Origin of the sequence: Geobacter benzoatilyticus, from assembly GCF_017338855.1 — a bacterium.
Lineage (GTDB): Bacteria > Desulfobacterota > Desulfuromonadia > Geobacterales > Geobacteraceae > Geobacter > Geobacter benzoatilyticus.
In genome coordinates, this window is the sequence record NZ_CP071382.1 from 870,017 (window position 1) to 891,616 (window position 21,600).

The window sequence follows — 21,600 nt, forward strand, 5'->3', positions numbered from 1 at the left end:
GAGGATTGGAATCAATAGGGCGACAATAATGACTCTGTTCCTAGTCTGTGCGTTTACGGCAATGATGTCCGGTTGCCAACCCGACCAGAGCACCGAGGGGTCACCGGGGGACGTTGTTGTCCCCCGTGGCTATATGGACCGACTGGAGCAGGTACATGTCGGCCGGATGATCGGGTTCGGCCCCTTCGTGGGCTATTATTTTAGACCGGAAGACCCCAAGGATCTGAGCCGGCTGCACTTCATCTGTTTCAACGAAAACCGGTTCTACAGTTCGGACATGCCCGACGGTGCCAAACTGTACGAAGGAACAGCGGTCAGGACGACGCTGCCCCAGGCCGATATTACCATCCCCGCTCAAGAGAGGATCAATCCGGTATTTTTCCCGGAAGCGCCCGAATCCTGGCGCAACACGCGGCCGGATCCTCAGGATGTCTTTGTCCATTTTCACTCCTGTTACAACGGTGCGGGCCCAGTGCGGACCGGATACTGGCTTCGCCATTTGGCTGTCGCCGATTTCACCTATGACATGGGAGGACGGGTCGGGAAAGAAAGCCTACTGTATCATCGGGTCCGCAAAGGGCCGGACCGGGGCTTCGCCAGGATCATCGAATTCGACCGGGGGCCGGGAGAGGACAATTGAATCGCATCTTTTGGATCCGGCTCGCAACCTTTGGAGACGATACGCTAAAGGAGATGGAGGGGAAAAAGATGAAAACGGGAGAAGTGATTCGTTATGTGGTGATTGTTGCGATTTTGCTGCTTAGCCTTTATTGGTCGCTGGCTTCAGCAACCGGTAAAGATTATCCCAACGCTCGTTTTCTGGCTACCGCGGAGTGGCTGAAGGCCCACCAGCGCGACGCGTCGCTTGTCATCGTCGACGTCCGGGCGGGCAAGGACGTTGCCGGGAAGTTGATCCCGGGCGCCATTAGCATGCCATGGGAGCTGTTTCAGCAGGACGATACCGCCAACAACATGGGCGAAGTCTTCGTGGGGATCGCGCGGGCACAGCAACTGCTCGGCGAGCACGGCATCGCCCGGAACGACACCGTAGTGCTTTACGATTCGGTGAAACGCGACGGGGGTGCCACCAGTTCCTACCTCTTCTGGATTCTCGACCTGCTGGGGCATAAGAAAATGAAGGTGCTGGAGCGCGGTATCGACGGCTGGATCGCTGCCGGTGGAAAGACTATCTCTACCCCCCGCAAGGCCGTGGCGGTTCTCTACCAGGCCCCGGCGGGCGAGATCAAACTACGTAAATGGGCGAAAGCCGACTACCTGCTGCCGCGGCTCGATGACCCCTATTATCAGATCCTGGATGTAAGGTCCCGAGCAGAATATCTGGGAGAAAAGCCTAATACCGCGCTGGACGGCACGGCACTCAGGCTGGGACATATCCCGACCGCATACAATACCGATTACACCCTCAACTGGACCTCCCCTGCGTATTCCGGACGAATCCGGCCACCATTCCGGCGGGAAAGCGGCCACCGTTCCGACGGGAAACCGGCCGGCATTCCGATTTGATTGCGGCCACCATTCCGGAGCAATCCGGCCAGTGTAAAATGAGAGTGTAGTCGCGGGGTAACTCCAACAGGTATCCTGCCTTCCTTGATTGAATAACGAGGAGGGCGTGATGCCGAGAGAAAGAGTTACCATGCGAAAGATACGAGAGATACTCCGCCTTGTTTGGTCGTGTAACCAGAGCCGGCGTGATACATCCAGGACCTGCGGTGTCGGCAAGAGCACCGTGGATGACACCATCAACCGGGCAGTCGCCGCCGGTTTTTCCTGGCCTTTGCCTGCCGATCTCGATGATGAAGCCCTTGAACTGCGCCTCTATCCCCCCGTTGTCAACCCAGCCTCCCGCAAGCTGCCCCAACCCGACTGGCGGGCTCTGCACGATGAACTTGTCAAACATAAGAAGCTCACCCTCATGCTGTTGTGGCAGGAGTACAAGGAGGGCGAACCCTCCGGTTACCAGTACAGCCAGTTCTGCGAACTGTACCGGCAATGGAGAAAGAAGCTCGACCGCTCCATGCGCCAGGAGCACCGTGCCGGCGAGAAGTTCTTTGTCGACTACAGTGGCCAGACGGTACCGGTTGTGGACGCCACCACCGGCGAGGTCCGGGACGCCCAGATGTTCGTGGGTGTCATGGGCGGCAGCAACCAGACCTATGCCGATGCCACTTGGACCCAGTCACTTGCAGACTGGACCGGATCCCATGTGCGGGCGTTCGGTTTTATGGACGCCGTCCCGCATTGCATCGTTCCCGACAACTTGCTCTCCGCCGTCACCAAGACCTGCCGCTATGAACCCGATATAAACCCCACCTATGCGGCACTTGCCGATCATTACGGCACCGCCATCGTTCCTGCCCGTGTACGCCATCCCAAGGATAAGGCCAAGGTCGAAGGGGGCGTGCTGATTGCCCAGCGTTTCATCCTGGCAGGCCTGCGCAACCGGACCTTCTTCAGCCTGGCCGAAGCCAATGCCGCCATTCGTGAACGCCTTCTCCTTCTGAACAACCGCCCCTTCAGGAAGCTGCCCGGATGCCGACAGAGCCGGTTCGAGGAGATTGACCTTCCGGCCATGCTGCCTTTACCGGAAACACCCTATGAGTATGCCCAGTGGAAGAAGGCCCGGGTGCACATCGATTACCATGTCGAACTGGAAGGGCACTTCTACAGCGTCCCGCATCGCCTGGTGAAGGAACAGGTGGATGTGCGTTACACCGAGACGATCGTCGAGTGCTTCTACAAGGGAAACCGGGTTGCCTCCCATCCCAAGTCATCTGTCCAGGGCAAACACACCACCACACCGGAGCATATGCCCAAAGCCCACCGTGAGTTCGCCGAGTGGACACCGGAGCGGATCATCTCCTGGGCCGCCCAGACCGGAACAGCGACGGCACAGGTGGTGGAAACCATTCTGTCACGCAAGGCATATCCCGAGCACGGCTTCCGATCCTGCATGGGGATCATCTCGCTTGCGAAGCGCTATACCAAAGAACGTCTGGAGGCGGCCTGTGAACGGGCAGTCACCATTAAAGGCGTCACCTACAGAAGCATCAAGTCGATCCTAGAGAACAACCTGGATCAGAAGGCGCTACCCAAACAGATGGAACTACTTCCGGTTGCCCACGAGAACATCAGGGGCACGGATTACTACAACGACGAAAGGAAACTGTATGCTGACACAACCGACCATCGAGAAGCTGAACTCGATGAAACTGACAGCCATGGCTAGGGCCTTTGCGGACCAGATGCAATGCCCGGACATGGCACAGCTCTCCTTTGAAGAGCGCTTCGGCCTGATCGTGGACTACCAGATGACCGATCTGGAAAACCGGCGGATGCAGAACCGACTCAAGAACGCCAAGCTCAGGCTGTCTGCCTCGATCGAGGATCTGGACTTCCGCCAGGGAAGAGGTGTTGACCGCTCACAGGTCATGTCCCTTGCCGGGAATCAGTGGGTGAAGAGCCATCACAACATCCTGGTGACCGGGCCGACCGGCGCCGGCAAGAGTTACCTGGCCTGTGCGCTGGCACAGAAAGCCTGCCGGGACGGTCACTCTGTTCTCTACCAGAGAGTGCCGCGGCTGCTTCAGGAGATCGCGGTATCCAGGCTCGATGGCCGCTACAACAAGATCATTGCGCCGCTAACCAAATGCGAGGTGCTGATTCTGGACGACATGCTCATCTCTCCCCTGACGCGGGAGGAACAGCGGGAACTGCTGGAGATCGTCGAGGAACGTTATGACCGCAAGGCAACCGTTATCACCAGCCAGCTGCCGGTGAGGGCCTGGCATGATGCCATGCAGGATCCGACTCTGGCTGACGCCATACTGGACAGACTGGTGCACAATGCCTACAAGCTGGAACTGAGGGGTGAATCCATGAGACGAAAACGATCCGTGCTTGACCAGAAAACAGAAACTGTGACAGAGTAAAAACCCACACCCCGAGACTCTCTCTCACCACTGGCCGGAATCACCGGAACGCTGGCCGTATTCACAGCGGAACGGTGGCCGCCATCACGTCAGTTCGACTGGCCGCTTTCACCGGAATACGCACTCCCCCGACAGCAAAGCGATCAAGCCTTACGCAACGTTGCAAAAGCTCTACAGTGGCTTCGACTCCGGCAAGGCCGTTATTACCTACTGCCAATCGGGGCGCCGCGGATCATTCGGATATTTCATCCTCCGGCTCATGGGCTTCGAGGACGTGATGCTCTATGAGGCCTCGTGGATGGAGTGGGGCAATAAACGCTATTACTACCCGGTTGAAACCACGGAAAACATTGTAAGCGGCGATACCCTGCAGGGTACGGCCTCTCCGTCCGCTGCCTTCAAACGACAAGGAACTACGCCCCCGAAAAGCGGCGCAGGCGCACCATCCGGAGGCGGCAGCGGTTCCAAAAGCGGGTACGTCTCCTGCGGAGGATGAACACCATGGAATCCAAGAACAACCAGAACATCCCCTATTGGAACTGGATCCCGGCCGCGTTTGCCCTATCGGGTATCATTGTTTTTATTTTTGCCACCTACGGCCCCCCGGCCTCGTCCAGCGGATTCGTCAGCACTCTCAATGGCTTTATTGCTTGGATGGCGCCGGAATACGCAGCCTCCAAGGCCCACTACAGGGCCATTCCCGGCCCCGGATCATGGCTCTTCACCTTTGTTCTGGGCATGGCCATCGGCGGCTTTATTGCCGGGCGAACTAACAAAGAGATCCCTGTGCGCGATATACCACCTATCTGGAAGCAGCGCTTCGGCGAGAGCCGGGCAAAACGGTACGCCGCCACTTTTTTCGCCGGTTTTTTGATCCTTTTCGGATCGCGACTGGCTGGCGGCTGCACCCTGGGGCTCTTCATCTCCGGGTCAACGCAACTGGCCATCAGCGGCCTTTATTTCGGTGGCGTAATTTTTGCGGTGGCCATGTTCACGGCCCGGGTGCTCTACGGGAAGAGCGCTGGAAAGGAGGATATCCAATGACAAATATTTGGCTGGGACTCTTCTGCCCCGGCACCATCTGGGCTGCTGCAGGTGAAGGCCGCATCGATGCAGCATTCGCCCTGCTGGGCGGACTTGCCGGCACGGCCCTTTTCGCCCAATTGCACGAGACGCTGATTCCCATTTTATACGATCCCACCAACGTGGGGCAGATCACCTTGACGGATCTTTTCGGCAATTACGGCGTCGCCGTTACGGTGCTGGCCGTCGGTCTAGTTCTATGTATCTGGGCCATCGGAACCTTGAACAACTCGAAGCTAAGGCCGTGAAACTGCCCCAGCCGCGCCACCGTGCGCAATATCCTGCAGAACCTGTTTTTCGCCTTTTTTTATAACGCGCTGGGTATCCCGGTGGCGGCGGGAGTCCTTTACCGGACAACCGCCGTTGGCGACCAGCGTCAACAAAAGCAAAACATTCAAAATTACAAATAGTTGCCTCTACACATTCCGTCATATATTGCAGTTATGTCAAATATGACGGATGCCGCTGGCGGCTTACCCCCACCCACGCACGGTCTCTTTCCATTTTACCCCGCACAATCAGCCCCTTGCACTCTCAGTATCTGCGGCTCTTCTCTGGTACGTTAGTTGCGATGTAACTTTATGGCAGAATATGAGGTTCCGCGTGTTTATGAAGGAGAAGCGCCGTTGCCTTTTCAAGTCACAGCCTCAAAGTGGACAAAGATACAAGGACAGTGAAATGATTTACCAGTCGGAACCTTAACTGAGAAAGGAAATGGTTATGTTAGGAACTATTCTGATCGTTATCTTAATTTTGTTGTTACTGGGTGCACTGCCCACATGGCCTCACAGTAAACAGTGGGGTTACTACCCGAGTGGCGTGCTTGGCTTGATAGTTTCGATTCTTATAATTCTGCTGCTTCTAGGCAAATTATAAGCAGTAAACCTTCATTCAGATGTCGCATGCAGTAGATGATTCAGGCCTTTTTGAAAGAGTTGTTGCAAGAGTTGACCTTAAACTGCACGAATCGAAGAGCCACTTAATGGGGAGCGGATTGTCTCCCTTCAGAGAAGAATTGACGATGGGCGTATCAGTAAGCGCTTGCCTCTTGCCGAGGAGAGAGAATTCCAGGCCAGGCTCGACTCCATTCGGGTTGATTACCTGCGGATGACAGAAGGAGGCCGATACACGACTCAAGATGAGAGAGCAGACATATCCCGTCGACTTGATTCATTGGAAATTGATTTGAATCGGTTCCGGTAGGATATCACCTTCAAAGGAGGCAAGCCTTGGAAAAGCGGCAGAGAGAATTCCACGAGTTGGAAAATGTCAGATTCCAACCCCTTGACTGGCAAGAAATTCATCAGCACAAACGACAGGAGGTCACCATGAAATCGAGCATCAGGGACAACGCGGAAGCGAAGTTTCACGAAGTGAAGGGCAAAGTCAAGGAGGTCGCCGGGAAAGTCACCGATAATCCCGAGTTGGAAGCCAAAGGCAAAGCCGAAAAATTAGCCGGCAAAGCCCAGGAGAAGATCGGCGAGGTCAAGAAAGTCCTGGGAAAATAGGAGACCAACTTCCCGTGCAAAGGAGAGGGAAATGATACGGAAACTAGCAACATCTGCTGCGCTTCTTGTGGGCATGTGGGCTCTGTCCGGCTGCCATACCGTTCATGGTGTCGGTCAGGATATGGAGAGTGGCGGACGAGCCATCGAGAGGTCCTCGGGAGAATAGGAGAACATCATGAACAGAATAGTGCTCGCATTGTTGTTGACCGTTGCTTTTGCGGCGCCCGCTTTTTCACAGATGAAGAATATGCCCATGAAGGAGCAGCGGGCAGGATATGGACCGATGATGGAAATGGGCTCCATGGACATGATGGGCGACATGATGGGCATGTGCCTCGATCATGCAGACGAGATTGGGCTTACCGATGACCAGGTTATGAAATTGAAGCCTATCCATCGGGAAATGCAAAAGAAGCATGCTCGCTTCAAAGCCGACCTTAAGATTGCAGAGATCGAACTCATGGAAATCATGGAAGTGAAGGATTTTGATCTGGAGAAAGCCAGCGCCGCGGTCAAGAAAACTGAAGGGATAAAAACAGCCCATCATCTGGAAATGCTGCAGGCCATGAAAGAAGTGAGGGGGTCATTGACGGACGAACAGTTCAAGAAAATGAAGACGATGATGATGTCCATGCAGCCGGGTGAGAAAAAACCGGCAAAAAAGACGATGAAAAAACATTGACGATTACTACAAGGAGATCATTCCAATGAAAAGACTATATTCACTGTTTCTGATGGCAGCTGCCGTCGCCCTGTTGGCGACCAGCGTTCCTGCGCACGCGTCAAGTATGGATGATCGCATCGAATCATCAGCCAAAAAGACCCATGTGTTTAAGACCTACCTCAAGAACGACAAGGTCAGGGTCGATTCCAGGGACGGTGTCGTAACCCTGACGGGGACCGTCTCGGAGGAATCCCACAAGTCATTGGCCCAGGAAACCGTGGTGGGTCTGCCCGGCGTCAAGAGCGTTGACAACCGGCTTGAAGTGAAAGGGGAGCGCCCCTCTGATATGTCAGATGCGTGGCTCGCCACAAAGGTCAAATCCACACTCCTGTACCATCGCAGCGTGAGCGGCTTCAAAACCGAGGTTGAGGTCAAAGACGGCATCGTGACCCTGCGAGGCAATGCCCCCAGTCAGGCGCAAAAGGAATTGACCACTGAATACGCCATGGATATCGAAGGGGTCAAAGATGTAAACAATGAGATGACCGTGACGGACACCTCGAAAAAGACGCGGACGATGGGCGACAAAATCGATGACGCTTCCATCACCGCCTTGGTCAAGATGACGCTGCTCAGCCACCGCTCGACCAGCGCCATCAACATATCGGTCACCACGAAGAATGGTGTGGTTACCTTGACCGGCAAGGCCAAAAACTCAGCCGAACAGGACCTGGCCACCAAACTCGCCAAAGACGTTAACGGCGTGAAGAGCGTAGAGAACCGGATGACCATCGAGTAGTTTACGTTCATGAATCAACAAGACTGAATGATCACTGCCGGCAGGGCGATACCCCAGCCGGCAGTGATCATAGCAATCAGGAAGGAGGATCTCATGTTGTGGACAATAGCTGTGATACTGATCGTTCTCTGGGCCTTGGGACTGGTGAGCGGCTACACGCTGGGTTCTTTTATTCACGTCCTGCTGGTCATCGCCATTATTGTACTGCTTGTCGGGTTCATCCAGGGGCGGAGAACATGATGGTTCCCTGCCATCGACTGCGTAATACCTGAAGGATACGGCCAATGATCGACGCCATTATCAAGATAACGATGCCACCCGAAAAGCGGAAAGAGATATCGGCGGGCCCCGGGGCGCCATCGAGCGCAACGCGGTCCGGTACTATTTCGCGATCCAGTCCTTTCTGAATACCTTGCACTATCCCGAGGAAAGCCGTTTCGGCAATAGAATCAGACAGTGGTATGATCTTACGAGCCGCTACAAGAGACAACTTTTCGATTTGGAGAGGGATGACTACCTCACACTCAAGACCAAGGAGCATAAGAACCAGGTGACGCTCCAGCGCTCAGTCGGAACAGGCCAGCAGTGAGTGGAAGGTTCAACCCCATGGCGTAAATCTGGACGCAATGTAGAATGATTCTTCCGCCGACAGCCTGACAACCTCAATAAGGGCCAACAATGGAAACAGAAAAGGAAACGAGCCTGGCAACAACAGCCGCCGAACTGCGCCGCCGTGCGGAAGAACAGCTGACCCCGAAAACGCCTGAAGCGGGCCTCACCAGCACGGGCGATGAGACACAGCGGCTCCTTCACGAACTGCAGGTCCACCAGATCGAACTGGAGATGCAGAATACAGAGCTCCGACGGGCCAGGGAAGAGATGGAGACGGCACTGGAAAAATACACCGACCTCTACGATTTCGCCCCGGTCGGCTACTTCACCCTCGACCGCGACGGTGTTATACGAGCCGCCAACCTCACTACGGCAAACCTCCTTGGAATTGAACGCGCCCGGCTGCTGGGCCGACGCTTCGGGCACTTCGTCGCCTATGATGCCCGTCCCGCCTTTGCCGAGTTCCTCACGAGGGTACTGGAAAGCCGGACCAAAGAAGTCAGTGAAGTGGCGCTCCTGAAAGGGGAAACGTACCCGCTCTTTGTGCAGATCGAAGCCGTAGCCGAGGCATCGGGGAAGGAGTGCCGCGCCGCGATCATCGATATTTCCAGGCGTCGTCAACTGGAGGAGAGGCTCGACATTCTGCACACCGACCTGGCCGCCCGCGCCACCGAACTAGTCGCCGCGAATATCGAACTGGAGGCATTCAATTACACGGTCTCCCACGACCTGCGCAAACCGCTGACACTTATCAACAGCTACTGCCAGGTGGTTCAGGAACTCTGCGGCAGCAAACTCGATGACCAATGCAAGGGATACATGCGGGATATGTACGAAGGCACCCTGCGGATGAACCGGCTCATTGACACCCTGCTCGATTTTTCACGCATCACCCACGTCGAGATGCACCATGAACAGGTTGACCTCAGCACTATGGCAAAAAATGTTGCCATGGAGCTGAAATTGACGGCGCCGGAGCGTCGGATCTCCCTCAGAATCCAGGAAGGAATCGTGGCCAACGGTGACGCGGGGTTGTTGCGGGTTGTCCTGGACAACCTCATTGGAAACGCCTGGAAGCATACCGGCAACCGGGAAGAGACGATCATTGAATTCGGAGTGACGGATAGTGCCGGGAAGCCGGCTTTCTATGTACGGGACAACGGGTCGGGTTTCGACATGGCACTTGCGGACAAGTTATTCATTCCTTTCCAGCGGCTCCCCGGAACGGACGCTGAGGGGAGCGGTATAGGCCTGGCCACGGTGGAGAGAATCGTCAAGCGCCACGGCGGGCGAATCTGGCCAGAGGGGGAGCCGGGCGCGGGGGCGACGTTCTATTTCACCCTTGAATGAACCGCCTGAACCGAAGCGGTGAGAAGCGGAGGTGGATCCATGCGCGAAGAAAAAAAGATCACGGGAATGGGTGCGATTCCCCACGATGGGGGGGTCGCGTTCCGCGTGTGGGCGCCCCATGCAGAGCGGGTATCCGTCATCGGTTCGTTCAACGGATGGGACGGCGGCAAACATCCCCTGCAGGCCGGGGAGAACGGCTACTGGTACGCCGATGTGGCAGAAGCCCAGGTGGGCGATGAGTACAAGTTCCTGCTCACCACCGAGAAGGGTGAGTTAAAGCGCATCGACCCCTATGCCCGCGAGGTGACCAGTTCGGTCGGCAACGCTATAGTTCACGATCCTGGCTTCGACTGGCAAGGGGACGATTTCCAGTTCGCGCCGTGGAACGAGCTGGTCATCTACGAACTGCATGTCGGCACGTTCAACGACCAGGATGACGACAACAAACCGGGCGAGTTCGCTTCTATTTCGGCGCGTCTAAGTCATTTGAAAAAGCTCGGCGTCAATGCGATCCAGATCATGCCGGTGGGCGAATTTGCGGGGGATCGGTCCTGGGGTTACAACCCCGCTCATATCTTTTCGGTGGAGATCGCTTACGGCGGCCCGTTGGCGTTCAAACAGTTCGTAAAGCGCTCCCACCAGGAGGGTATCGGGGTGATTCTTGACGTTGTTTACAATCACCTGGGCCCCAGCGACCTGGATCTTTGGCAGTTCGACGGCTGGTGCGAGAATGATCGCGGCGGGATCTACTTCTACAATGACGAACGGGCCATCACCCCGTGGGGGGAAACCCGGCCCGATTACGGCCGCGGCGAGGTCCGCCAGTACCTCCTCGACAACGCCTTGATGTGGCTCACGGAATACCACGTTGACGGCATCCGCTTCGACTGCACCCAATTCATTCGTACCGTCAACGGTGTCGGCACGCAGGAACTGCCCGAGGGGTGGAGCCTGCTCCAGTGGATAAATAGTCAGGTGGCGGAGAAGTTTCCCGGCCGCATCACGATCGCCGAGGATCTGCAACACAACAGCTGGCTCACCAGGGACGTTGGCGCCGGTGGGGCCGGGTTCGGTTCCCAGTGGGACGCCATGTTCGTCCACCCCATCCGCCTGGCGGTGACCACGTCCAAGGACGAGCAGCGCTCGCTCGCCGCCGTTCGCTACGCCATCTGCTACCGCTACAACGATGACGCCTTCGACCGGGTCATTTACAGCGAATCCCACGACGAGGTAGCCAACGGCAAGGCACGTGTGCCCCAGGAGATCAGCCCGAACGACCCCAAGGGATGGTACGCGCGGAAACGTTCGACCCTGGCCGCCGCCATGGTCTTTACGGCTCCCGGCATTCCCATGCTCTTCCAGGGGCAGGAATTTCTCGAAGGCGAATGGTTCCGCGACACTGTCCCCCTCGACTGGGACCAAAAGGACGAATTCCACGGCATCGTTCGGCTCTACCGCGACCTCATACGGCTGCGTCTCAACCGCGACGGCTTCACCCGCGGCCTCTGCGGGCAGTTCACCCAGGTCTATCACCTGAACGAAGAACGCAAGGTCATCGCCTTTCACCGGTGGGACAAGGGGGGACCGGAGGACGACGTCGTGGTCGTCGCCAACTTTTTCCACGGACCCCAGGATGGCTACGTCATCGGCTTCCCGGCCGCGGGGGCCTGGAAACTAAGGTTCAACAGCGATTGGCAAGGCTACAACGATGACTTCCACAGCCATCCGAGCACCGATGTCGTCGCCGAACCGGGCGAGTGCGACGGCTTTCCCTTCCATGCCGTGCTTTCCATCGGACCCTACAGTGTGCTTATCTTTTCTCAATAACCCGCTGCTACGAGCCAAAGGAGGAAATACCATGCGTAAACGTATAATCAGCCAGGACATCGAGGATATCATACCCCCCGATGAAGACTGGCTGGATCTGGAAATCCTGGCCAAGGCGGAACTCACGTCCGAGGACCCGTCACACCCGATTGAACTGGCGTTGAGACCCGGAGATGGACCTGGCTGGAGAGCATCGGAATCGGGCCAGCAGGCAGTCCGCCTCTTGTTTGACAAGCCCCTGCGGGTCCGGCGTATTTATCTGGTGTTTCGGGAAGATGAGAAGGAACGTACTCACGAGTTCGTGCTGCGGTGGTCCTCGGACGGCGGCAAATCCTACCGGGAAATTGTACGCCAGCAGTACAATTTCAGCGCTCCCCACAACACGCTGGAGATAGAAGACTATGATGTCGACCTAGCTGGATTGACAACACTGGAACTGAGTATCATCCCCGACATGAGCGGAGGACTCGCCCGTGCATCGGTTGCGCAGTTCTGCCTGGCATAACCGCCAGAGGTGCTCTGGGATCAGTGGGCGGAAGCGCTGATGTGACAAGAAGATAAGCAAGGTGATGGGAAAAAGGGCGGTCCGGAGTATCTCCGGCCGCCCTTTCGTGCGTTGCAGCAAGGCTAGTTCGCCCTACCCCAGCTTGCCCAGAAGCGGCACGATGAGGAGCGATACGATGTTGATGATCTTGATCATCGGGTTGACGGCCGGGCCGGCGGTATCCTTGTAAGGGTCGCCGACGGTGTCGCCGGTGACGGCGGCCTTGTGGGCATCGCCCCCCTTGCCGCCGTGGTGGCCGTCTTCGATGTACTTCTTGGCGTTATCCCACGCACCGCCGCCGGTGGTCATGGAAATGGCCACGAAGATACCGGTTACGATGGTGCCGACGATGACGCCGCCGAGGGCCTTCGGGCCGAGGGTGAAGCCGATGATGATCGGGGCGGCGATGGGGATGATGCCGGGGATGACCATCTCCCTGAGGGCCGTTTTGGTCACGATATCGACGCAGGAGGCGTAATCGGGCTTCCCGGTCCCTTCCATGATCCCCTTGATCTCGCGGAACTGGCGACGCACTTCTTCCACGACCGAACCACCCGCCTTGCCGACAGCCTCCATGCAGAGGGCGGCGAAATAATAGGGAAGCATCCCGCCGAGAAACAGGCCGACGATAATGTACGGATCGGCCAGGTTGAAGTCGATGTTTTTGCCGACAAGTTTCAACTCATCCACGTAGGAGGTAAAGAGGATGACTGCGGCGAGGCCGGCGGAGCCGATGGCATAACCCTTGGTTACCGCCTTGGTGGTGTTGCCGACGGCATCAAGCGGGTCGGTAACGGCGCGGACCGAATCGTCCAGTTCCGCCATCTCGGCAATGCCGCCGGCGTTGTCGGTAATGGGGCCATAGGCGTCCATAGCAACTACGATGCCGGTCAGCGACAGCATGGAAACGGCGGCAATGGCGATGCCGTACACCCCGGCGCACTGGAAGGCAACGATGATGCCGGCGGCGATGACGATGACCGGCATGGCGGTGGACTTCATGGAAACGCCAAGGCCGGCGATGATGTTGGTGGCATGGCCGGTGGTGGAGGCCTGGGCGATGTGCCTGACCGGCCCGTACTCCGTTGCGGTATAGTATTCGGTGATCCAGAAGATAGCACCGGTAACCACGAGGCCGACAATGGCGGAGATGAAAATGCTGGCGGCCGTAAACGTCTCGCCATAGGCGTTAGTCAGTCCCTGCGGGAACATCTGGACCGTCACGAAATAGAAAGCGATGCAGGCCAGAACCGCTGAAGCGATAAGCCCCTTGTACAGGGCGGGCATAATCTTCTGGCTCCCCCCCAGTTTGACGAAGAAGGTGCCGATGATGGAGGTGATGATGGAAATGCCGCCCAGAATCAGCGGGTAGTTGACGGCAGCGGTGTTGCCGGTGAAGGCGATGGCGCCCAGGAGCATGGCAGCAATGAGGGTTACGGCGTAGGTCTCGAACAGGTCGGCGGCCATGCCGGCGCAGTCACCAACGTTGTCACCGACGTTATCGGCGATAACAGCCGGGTTGCGGGGGTCGTCTTCGGGAATCCCGGCCTCAACCTTGCCGACCAGGTCGGCGCCGACGTCGGCCCCCTTGGTGAAGATACCGCCGCCGAGGCGGGCGAAGATGGAAATGAGCGAACCGCCGAAGCCAAGACCAACCAGTTGGCTGACCACATCTTTGATCGGTGCGCCGGGCATAAGCTGCTGGAGGACAACATAGTAACCGGCAACCCCGAGGAGGCCGAGGCCGACAACGAGCATGCCGGTGATGGCGCCCCCTTTGAAGGCAACGTTAAGTGCCTTGTGGATGCCGGACTTTGCTGCTTCGGTGGTACGGACGTTGGCGCGAACCGAAACGAACATGCCGATGAAGCCGGTCAGACCCGAGAAGAGAGCACCGATGGCGAAGCCAATGGCGGTTTTCATCCCCAGCGTGGCGAACAGGGCGATGAACATGACCACCCCGACGACGGCAATGATGGTGTACTGGCGCTTCATGTAGGCGCCGGCACCCTCCTGGATAGCCGCGGCAATCTGGCGCATCCGATCGTTGCCCTGGGGCAGCCCCAGAATCCACTGGGCCGAAAAGAGACCGTAGGCGACGGCCGCCACGGCACAGGCCAGGGCGAAGTAGACTGCATATTGTTCCATTTACCAACCTCCTCTAAAAATAGCCTGCGAAAGGCCTAAAACCCCCATCAAGCAAACGGTTCACCGTAAACAAAAAACGTAAAATTGTTATAGGATATGCGGAGTTTTGTCAATCTTTAAATAATTTCATCCGGACACCTGTCTTACACAGTGGCTGCGTGAAAACCGTTAGCTGCCAGGAATCCGCTTGACTGCCTCAAAGGCTTGCAATAAAGTACCAATTACCATGAAATCCATTATAAGCTTCAAAGCACAAAAACTCCGGGACCTGGAGGAACAGTGCCGCCGGAACGGGCTGGCCATGACCGTTCAGCGCCGGGTTGTTCTCGACGCCCTGGCCGAGCGCACGGACCACCCTTCAGCCGACCAGCTTTACGATGCAGTCCGCGGACGGCTCCGGGGGATATCCCGCACCACCGTGTACCGGGTTCTTGAAACCCTGGTGGGAATCGGCGTCGTCCTGAAGATCAGCAACCCCGAGTCCAAGGCACGCTACGATGCAAATGCGGAGCGCCACCACCACATACACTGCATCCATTGCCAGAAGATCCAGGACGTGCACAACCCCGCCATCTGTCTCTCGCAAATGCCGGCCGAGACTGAAGCGGGGTTTACCGTACTTGACTATTCCATAAACTTCAGCGGAGTTTGTCCTGATTGCATGCCTATGACACTTACAGCGAAAGGAGGGCACAATGAAAAGATGGAGATGCGTTGTCTGTGACTACATCCACGAGGGACCTGAACCTCCCGACGTCTGCCCCGTTTGCGGAGTCGGCAGTGATCAGTTCGAGGAAGTTCAATAGCAGCATTACATGGCCATTTAATTAAGCTATCAAATCAGCGACCTGGAGGAAAGGCCGGATGGAATTCAAGACCCTTGACGATATCATCAAATTTGCCGTTCAGCGGGAAGAAAACGCCTATCAACTCTACAAGACCGCCGCACAGAAGGCGACCAGCATCTCTGCCCGCAAGATGTTCGAGGAAATGGCCGAGGAAGAGGCCGGCCACAAGGTTGCCTTCGAAAAGCTGGACATGGGGGGAGCCGAGAAGTACACGATCGCCGACCGCCCCGACATGAAGATCGCCGAATACATGACGGAGCTTCCGTTCCGGGAGGACATGAGCTATCCGGAAATTCTCCGTTACGCCATGAAAACCGAGGAAAACGCTTACAAGCTCTATACGGCAGCCTCCGAGCTTACCGACGACCCCAAGTTCAAGCGGATGCTGCTGGTACTCGCAGACATCGAGAAGGGGCACAAGCTGAAAATAGAGGCTGTTTACGACGAGCGGGTCCTCACCGAGATGTAACCCCCCGGCAGTTTGCCCAAGGCGGGGGCGCTGCGGCGCTCCCGCTTTCGTTTTAGGCATGCCGTCGCCTTCGGGGATTTTCCCGCAGGCAGATACAACCGACACCATTAACAGGAGGATAGAGCCCGTGAAGGCAGTAGAAATAAAAAAGGATATTTACTGGGTCGGCGCCGTCGACTGGGCGGTGCGCGATTTCCACGGCTACGAGACGCCGCGGGGAACCACATACAATAACTACCTGATCATGGACGACGAAATCACCCTCATCGACACGGTCAAGTACGACTTCGCCGAATACACAATCAAGAACATCAGCGGCGTCGTGGACCCGGCACGCATCAAGAACGTCATCATAAACCACATTGAAAATGACCATGTCACGAGCCTCGACCGGATCATGGACCTGGCCCCCAACGCCACCATTTACATATCGGAAAAAGGGAAGAAAGGCCTCGATCGCTTCTTCGACCTGTCCCGCTGGAACATGAAGACCGTCAAGACGGGGGACACCATCACCATCGGCAAGCGGACCCTGGAATTTCTCGAAACCCCCATGCTCCACTGGCCCGACTCCATGGTGACCTATGCCCGCGAGGACAAAGTCCTCTTCTCCCAGGACGCCTTCGGGCAGCACATAGCTTCGGCCGCGCGCTTCGACGATGAATTCGAAATTTCCGAATCAGTTGCTAAACTCGAAGATTCGGTCATTGACTACTACGCCAACATCCTCATGCCCTTCGGCCAGATGATCAAAAACAAGATCGCCGAAATCCAGACGAAGGGACTGGAGATCGACATGATTGCCCCGGACCACGGCCTCATCTGGCGCAAGGACCCGGGCAAAGTGCTCAACATGTACCTGGATATGGCAAACGGCAAGGCACGGGAGTCGGTGGCCATCATCTACGACACCATGTGGCAGAGCACCGAGAAGATGGCAGTCCCCATTGCAGAGGGGATCAGGGCCGAAGGGCTCGACTGCCGGGTCATCAAGCTGCGGGCCACCCCCACCAGCGTAGCCATCAAGGAATTCTGGAAATGCCGCGGCACCCTCATCGGCTCGCCGACCCTCAACAACATACTCTACCCGAGCGTTGCCGAATTCCTCACCCACATCCGGGGGCTGCGCCCCAAAAACCGGATTATCGGAGCCTTCGGCAGCTTCGGCTGGGGCGGGGGCGCCGTGAAGGAAGCCTATGACGTGTTTAAATCAATGGGACTCCAAACCGTTGAACCGGGAATCCAGATCGCTTATCGCCCCTCACCGACCGACGAAGAGGCCTGCTTCGAGTTCGGACGCAACTTCGCCCGGCAGGTATCCGAATACCACAAAGGTTTCTAAGGGTTACCCATTTCATGGACCTGCACTACGGTGACATCCTGCTTCCCCTGAACCTCCCGCCGGAACGACTCCTCGGCGTGATCCGTCCGGCGGCTCCCGCCGCGCCGGAGGAGCCGGAAACCATCATCGGCGCAGCCCTCGACCACTGCGCCGCCCTGATCAGTTCCTTCAAGGCCGGGGAGCGGGTTGTCATCGTAACGTCCGACATCACCCGCTACACCGGGAGCGATATCTACCTCCCGCTCCTCGTGGAACGCCTCGTTGCCGCCGGCATCCGGGAGCGGGACATGGAAATCCTCGTGGCCCTCGGCATTCACCGGAAGCAGACGGAGCACGAGCACAAAAAGATCGCCGGCCCTCTCCATGGCCGAATCCCGATCATTGACCACGACTGCGACAATCCGGGGGAACTGGCCTTCATCGGCCGCACCGCCAACGGCATCGACGTAACGGTGAATCGCCGGGTGGTGGAGGCGGACCGGGTCATCCTCACCGGCACCATCGGCTTCCACTACTTCGCCGGCTTCGGTGGGGGGCGCAAGAGCATCCTCCCCGGCGTGGCGGCCAGGGCAACCTGCATGGCCAGCCACTTCGCCGTCCTGAACCCCGGCGAGGGAACCGGCAAGAACCCCCTGGCCGTTACCGGCAACCTGGAGGGGAACCCGGTCCACGGCGCCATGGTGGAGGCGTGCGCCATGGTGGAGCCCGACTTCATCCTGAACACGGTCCTCTCCCCCGACAAGCGGATTATGGCCGCCTTTGCAGGGCACTGGCGGGAAGCCCACGAAGAGGGATGCCGGTACTACGCCGAGCGTTTCGCCTGGCCGCTGCAGGAGAAAGCGGACCTCGTCGTGGTCTCCTGCGGGGGATTTCCAAAAGACATCAACGTCATCCAGTCCCACAAGGCCATGGAATACGGCAGCCAGGCCCTCAAAGAGGGTGGCGTCATGGTCCTTCTGGCCCAGTGCCGGGACGGCTACGGGAACGCCACCTTCTTCGACTGGTTCCGGTTCAGGGAGCTGGCCCCCTTTGAGGCGCGCCTGCGGAGCCATTACGAGATTAACGGGCAGACCGCCTATTCCCTGCTGCAGAAAGCGCAAAAATTCCGTATCATCCTCGTTTCGGACCTCCCCCCGGAGGAAGTCCGCACCATGGGAATGACCCACGCCAGGACCCTTGACGAGGCCATGGCACAGGCGACGGAGCTGCTCCCGGCCGACTACACCGCCTATGTCATCCCCGAGGGGGGAACGGTGCTGCCAGTTGCAACAAACAAATAAATAACACGGAGAAACGGAGCACACGGAGAAGAGCGAGAACAAAGCAAAACGCCAGAATTGCCCTGTAAATCAAGCAAACCATTTTTTCAAAGACTCTGATTATAAAAGTTTCTCTCCGTGTTCTCCGCCTCTCCGTGTTATTCAAACCGAGGTTTTCATGTTGGAAAAGCGAATTATTGATGAATTGAAACAAATCGTCGGCGCCGACAACGTGGCCACCGATCGCCAGGACCTGATCTGCTACGGCTACGACGCCACCCAGATGGAATTTCTCCCCGACGCCGTAGTCCATCCCGGCACCACCGAAGAGGTTTCGGCCGTCCTGAAAGTGGCCAACCGCGAAAAGTTCCCGGTCTATCCCCGGGGGGCCGGCAGCGGCTTCACCGGCGGGGCACTCCCCAAGGGGGGGGGCATCGTCCTGGTGGTGACGCGGCTGAACCGCATCCTCCGCATCGACACCGAGAATCTCATCGCCGAGGTGGAGCCCGGCGTGGTCACCGAGCAGTTCCAGATCGAGGTGGAGAAACTGGGGCTCTTCTACCCCCCCGACCCCGCCTCCCTCAAGTTCTCCACCCTGGGGGGAAACGTGGCCGAGAACGCCGGCGGCCCCCGCTGCGTGAAGTACGGCGTCACCCGTGACTTCGTCATGGGGCTCGAAGTGGTGCTCCCCACCGGCGAGGTCATCCGCACCGGCGGCGAAACCTACAAGGGGGTGGTGGGGTACGACCTGACCCGCCTCGTCTGCGGCAGCGAAGGGACCCTCGGGGTCATCACCAAGATCATCTTCAAGCTTCTGCCGCTCCCCGAAGCGAAGAAGACCATGATGACCATCTTCGACTCCATCGACGGCGCCGCCAAGGCGGTCTCCACCATCATCGGCAACAAGATCATCCCCACAACCCTGGAGTTCATGGACCACGCCACGCTCCAGTGCGTGGAGAAGCGCTTTAACCTGGGGATTCCGGCCAGCGGCCGGGCCGTACTCATCATCGAGGTGGACGGCGACCGGGAGCTCATCGAAAAACAGGCGGCCCGCATCCAGGAACTGGTCAAGCCCCTGGGGCTCGTGGAATGCAAGGTCGCCAGGGACGCCGCCGAGTCCGAGGCCCTCTGGAAGGTGCGGCGGCTGGTATCGCCGTCGCTTCGGGACGTGAACCCGGACAAGTTCAACGAAGACATCGTCGTACCCCGCTCGAAGGTGCCGGATGTCATTCGGACCATCGAAAAGATCCAGCAGAAATACGATATTCCCATCGTCAACTTCGGCCATGCGGGCGACGGCAACATCCACGTGAACGTCATGATCGACAAGTCGGTCCCAGGGCAGGAGGAGAAAGCCCACGAGGCCATCGCCGAGGTGTTCCAGGCGGCCCTGGACCTCAACGGCACCATGTCCGGCGAGCATGGCGTGGGGCTCGCCAAGCAGCCCTATATCCACCTGGAGCTGAAACCGGCCCAGGTTGCAGCCATGCAGGCCATCAAGAAGGCCCTGGACCCCAACAACATTCTCAACCCGGGGAAGATGTTCCCGATGTAAGTAACTGCAAGACCATCATCATTAATAACACAGAGAGACGGAGAGCACGGAGTTCCAGCCCTAGCAGGAAGCTGGCTGCACAAATGATTTCATCGTAATTCGATGATCCGCTGGACTTCGTAAAAATGATTTCCTTTAACTTCCAAGCTTTTCTCCGTGCCCTCAGTCTCTCCGTGTTATTCAAAAAGGTTTTCCCGTGGATCCTCTTAAACGAGTCGAACAAGAACTGAAAAAGTGCGTCAAGTGCGGCGCCTGCCGGGCCCACTGCCCGGCCTTCGCCACCTTCGGCAAGGAGCCGGCCGTGGCCCGTGGGAAGGTGGCCCTGGCCCAGCACCTCCTCAAGGGGGATATCGAACTGGACGACGCCACCTATGCCGCCATGTCCAAATGCCTCCTCTGCGGCAGCTGCGTGGAGAAGTGCCCCAACGACGTCCCCACGGACGAGATCGTCATGACGGCCCGGGAAGCCCTCTCCGGCCAACGGGGTCTCACCACCTTCCACGCGGCGGTGGGGCGGGTCATCAGGAACCGGTCCCTCATGAAATTCGGCGCCGCGGCGGCCCGCATCCTCGGTCCCCTCTTCTTCCGCAAGGTGCCGGAGACCTCGGGGCTGCGACTCCGCTTTCCCCTTCCCTTTGTCGGGGGTAAGCGCCACATCCCTCCCATAGCGAAAAAGCCGTTCATGGACCGCCACCCCGAAGTGATCCAGGGGGAGCCGGGCAAACCGCGCATCGTCTATTTCGTCGGCTGCATGACCAACTTCTGCTATCCCCAGGTGGGAGAGGCGGCCCTGGCCCTGTTCCGGCACCTGGGGTGCACGGTGATTATCCCCAAAAACCAGCAGTGCTGCGGCCTGCCGGGGATGTCCGGCGGCGACCTGGACACGGTGCGCGGCCTGGCGGAAAAGAACCTGGCCGAACTGGAGCGATACGAGGCCGACTACGTCATGACCGCCTGCGCCACCTGCGGCGGGGCGCTCCACAAGTTCTACCCAAACCTGGTGGGGAAGCGGCATCCGGAGTTGGCGGCCCGCCTCAAGGCCATCGCCGAAAAGACCGTGGACGCATCCCAGCTTCTCCAGAAACTGGGGCTGAACCCCGAGGAGACCGGCGCCGGCGGAGACATCCGGATCACCTACCACGACCCGTGCCACCTGAGAACCCGCGCCATCACCAGGCAGCCCCGCGAACTTCTGCGGGGGGCTCCCGGCGTCGAACTGGCAGAGATGGAAGGGGCCGACAAGTGCTGCGGCCTCGGCGGGACCTTCAACGTCTACCACTACGAAAGCTCCCTGGCCATCAACCAGATGAAGAGCGCCGCCATCATCAACACCGGAGCCGAGGCGGTGGTAACCGGCTGTCCCGGCTGCATGATGCAGCTCTCCGACGGGCTCAAGCAGCGTGGCAACCGCACCCGGGTCATGCACACCCTGGAAATTCTGGCTCGCGCCCTCCGCAAATGACGGATAGCATGAGAGGGGGAGCTGAATGTCCAGCCCCCCTTTTCTGGAAAAGTCGTTCTACACCATGCGGACCCATGGATTTCCGGACCGGCCAACCACAATCCCTTCTGCCCACGCTGCTTGATATTAAGCCAAGATAAAAATTATTTTATTGACAGTACAAAGCTCTTTAGGGTA

The 21,600-nt window shown here is 57.9% G+C and carries 25 protein-coding genes and 1 pseudogene; 25 read left to right on the forward strand and 1 reads right to left on the reverse strand.

The features are described 5' to 3' along the window. The first annotated feature begins 28 nt into the window (after positions 1-28). The 18 genes and pseudogenes from JZM60_RS04120 (at position 29) to JZM60_RS04205 (ending at position 12,298) form a co-directional block, all read left to right on the forward strand. Positions 29-640 (forward strand): hypothetical protein, encoded by a 612-nt coding sequence (locus JZM60_RS04120; protein ID WP_207164254.1) that lies wholly within the window; start codon positions 29-31, stop codon positions 638-640. Next, complete coding sequence (locus tag JZM60_RS04125; RefSeq protein ID WP_207164255.1) at positions 637-1,524, forward strand: sulfurtransferase; 888 nt, start codon at positions 637-639, stop codon at positions 1,522-1,524. The genes JZM60_RS04120 and JZM60_RS04125 overlap by 4 nt, the downstream gene beginning before the upstream one ends. A 130-nt stretch (positions 1,525-1,654) precedes the next feature. After that, positions 1,655-3,172 (forward strand): annotated as a pseudogene (istA, locus tag JZM60_RS04130) (IS21 family transposase); the annotation flags it as partial. Positions 3,173-3,188: 16 nt separating this feature from the next. Further along, positions 3,189-3,950 carry an IS21-like element helper ATPase IstB gene (gene istB, locus JZM60_RS04135; RefSeq protein ID WP_207162069.1) on the forward strand — a complete coding sequence of 254 codons (762 nt, stop codon included), beginning with the start codon at positions 3,189-3,191 and terminating at the stop codon, positions 3,948-3,950. A gap of 160 nt (positions 3,951-4,110) precedes the next feature. Further along, on the forward strand, positions 4,111-4,446 hold the full coding sequence (locus JZM60_RS04140; RefSeq protein ID WP_241426366.1) for a rhodanese-like domain-containing protein: 336 nt from the start codon (positions 4,111-4,113) through the stop codon (positions 4,444-4,446). 5 nt (positions 4,447-4,451) lie between these two features. Continuing rightward, the gene (locus tag JZM60_RS04145) at positions 4,452-4,994 is read left to right on the forward strand and encodes a YeeE/YedE thiosulfate transporter family protein (RefSeq protein ID WP_207164256.1); all 543 of its coding nucleotides are present in this window, start codon (positions 4,452-4,454) and stop codon (positions 4,992-4,994) included. Then, positions 4,991-5,281: a hypothetical protein gene (locus tag JZM60_RS04150; protein ID WP_207164257.1), complete on the forward strand. Its 291-nt coding sequence runs from the start codon at positions 4,991-4,993 to the stop codon at positions 5,279-5,281. Before JZM60_RS04145 ends, JZM60_RS04150 begins: the two co-directional genes overlap by 4 nt. Positions 5,282-5,302: 21 nt before the next feature. Beyond that, the gene (locus JZM60_RS04155; RefSeq protein WP_207164258.1) at positions 5,303-5,443 is read left to right on the forward strand and encodes a hypothetical protein; all 141 of its coding nucleotides are present in this window, start codon (positions 5,303-5,305) and stop codon (positions 5,441-5,443) included. Between the two features lie 310 nt (positions 5,444-5,753). Then, positions 5,754-5,909, forward strand: a complete 156-nt coding sequence (locus tag JZM60_RS04160) for a DUF3309 family protein (protein ID WP_207164259.1) — start codon at positions 5,754-5,756, stop codon at positions 5,907-5,909. 452 nt (positions 5,910-6,361) lie between these two features. Continuing rightward, on the forward strand, positions 6,362-6,541 hold the full coding sequence (locus tag JZM60_RS04165) for a CsbD family protein (RefSeq protein ID WP_207164260.1): 180 nt from the start codon (positions 6,362-6,364) through the stop codon (positions 6,539-6,541). 31 nt (positions 6,542-6,572) lie between these two features. Continuing rightward, a complete protein-coding gene (locus JZM60_RS04170; RefSeq protein WP_207164261.1) occupies positions 6,573-6,707 on the forward strand; it encodes an entericidin A/B family lipoprotein in 135 nt (44 codons plus the stop codon). Positions 6,708-6,716: 9 nt separating this feature from the next. Beyond that, positions 6,717-7,223 (forward strand): Spy/CpxP family protein refolding chaperone, encoded by a 507-nt coding sequence (locus tag JZM60_RS04175; protein WP_207164262.1) that lies wholly within the window; start codon positions 6,717-6,719, stop codon positions 7,221-7,223. A 25-nt stretch (positions 7,224-7,248) separates the two neighbouring features. After that, the gene (locus JZM60_RS04180; protein WP_207164263.1) at positions 7,249-8,004 is read left to right on the forward strand and encodes a BON domain-containing protein; all 756 of its coding nucleotides are present in this window, start codon (positions 7,249-7,251) and stop codon (positions 8,002-8,004) included. A gap of 93 nt (positions 8,005-8,097) precedes the next feature. Beyond that, complete coding sequence (locus JZM60_RS04185; RefSeq protein WP_207164264.1) at positions 8,098-8,244, forward strand: lmo0937 family membrane protein; 147 nt, start codon at positions 8,098-8,100, stop codon at positions 8,242-8,244. A gap of 172 nt (positions 8,245-8,416) precedes the next feature. Then, complete coding sequence (locus JZM60_RS04190; RefSeq protein ID WP_207164265.1) at positions 8,417-8,593, forward strand: hypothetical protein; 177 nt, start codon at positions 8,417-8,419, stop codon at positions 8,591-8,593. Between the two features lie 89 nt (positions 8,594-8,682). Further along, complete coding sequence (locus JZM60_RS16740; protein WP_241426367.1) at positions 8,683-9,966, forward strand: sensor histidine kinase; 1,284 nt, start codon at positions 8,683-8,685, stop codon at positions 9,964-9,966. 39 nt (positions 9,967-10,005) lie between these two features. Then, positions 10,006-11,793, forward strand: a complete 1,788-nt coding sequence (locus JZM60_RS04200) for an alpha-amylase family glycosyl hydrolase (RefSeq protein WP_207164266.1) — start codon at positions 10,006-10,008, stop codon at positions 11,791-11,793. Between the two features lie 31 nt (positions 11,794-11,824). Then, positions 11,825-12,298: a hypothetical protein gene (locus tag JZM60_RS04205; RefSeq protein ID WP_207164267.1), complete on the forward strand. Its 474-nt coding sequence runs from the start codon at positions 11,825-11,827 to the stop codon at positions 12,296-12,298. A gap of 132 nt (positions 12,299-12,430) precedes the next feature. On the opposite strand, the gene JZM60_RS04210 is transcribed toward JZM60_RS04205, so the two are convergent. Continuing rightward, the gene (locus JZM60_RS04210; protein ID WP_207164268.1) at positions 12,431-14,485 is read right to left on the reverse strand and encodes a sodium-translocating pyrophosphatase; all 2,055 of its coding nucleotides are present in this window, start codon (positions 14,483-14,485) and stop codon (positions 12,431-12,433) included. A gap of 226 nt (positions 14,486-14,711) precedes the next feature. On the opposite strand from JZM60_RS04210, the gene JZM60_RS04215 reads away from it, so the two are divergent. The 7 genes from JZM60_RS04215 to JZM60_RS04240 all read left to right on the forward strand — a co-directional run bounded on the left by JZM60_RS04215 (position 14,712) and on the right by JZM60_RS04240 (position 21,423). Continuing rightward, positions 14,712-15,209, forward strand: coding sequence for a Fur family transcriptional regulator (locus JZM60_RS04215; protein ID WP_207164269.1), 498 nt, complete (start codon positions 14,712-14,714; stop codon positions 15,207-15,209). Further along, positions 15,181-15,291 (forward strand): rubredoxin-like domain-containing protein, encoded by a 111-nt coding sequence (locus JZM60_RS16890; RefSeq protein ID WP_338148866.1) that lies wholly within the window; start codon positions 15,181-15,183, stop codon positions 15,289-15,291. The genes JZM60_RS04215 and JZM60_RS16890 overlap by 29 nt, the downstream gene beginning before the upstream one ends. A gap of 58 nt (positions 15,292-15,349) precedes the next feature. Further along, positions 15,350-15,802 (forward strand): ferritin family protein, encoded by a 453-nt coding sequence (locus tag JZM60_RS04220; RefSeq protein WP_207164270.1) that lies wholly within the window; start codon positions 15,350-15,352, stop codon positions 15,800-15,802. A gap of 127 nt (positions 15,803-15,929) precedes the next feature. Next, on the forward strand, positions 15,930-17,144 hold the full coding sequence (locus JZM60_RS04225) for an FprA family A-type flavoprotein (protein WP_207164271.1): 1,215 nt from the start codon (positions 15,930-15,932) through the stop codon (positions 17,142-17,144). 14 nt (positions 17,145-17,158) lie between these two features. Next, positions 17,159-18,424 (forward strand): lactate racemase domain-containing protein, encoded by a 1,266-nt coding sequence (locus JZM60_RS04230; RefSeq protein WP_207164272.1) that lies wholly within the window; start codon positions 17,159-17,161, stop codon positions 18,422-18,424. Between the two features lie 157 nt (positions 18,425-18,581). After that, complete coding sequence (locus JZM60_RS04235) at positions 18,582-19,961, forward strand: FAD-binding oxidoreductase (protein ID WP_207164273.1); 1,380 nt, start codon at positions 18,582-18,584, stop codon at positions 19,959-19,961. 196 nt (positions 19,962-20,157) lie between these two features. Then, entirely contained in the window at positions 20,158-21,423 is a 1,266-nt protein-coding gene (locus JZM60_RS04240) for a (Fe-S)-binding protein (protein ID WP_207164274.1), read from the forward strand. Positions 21,424-21,600 lie beyond the last annotated feature (177 nt).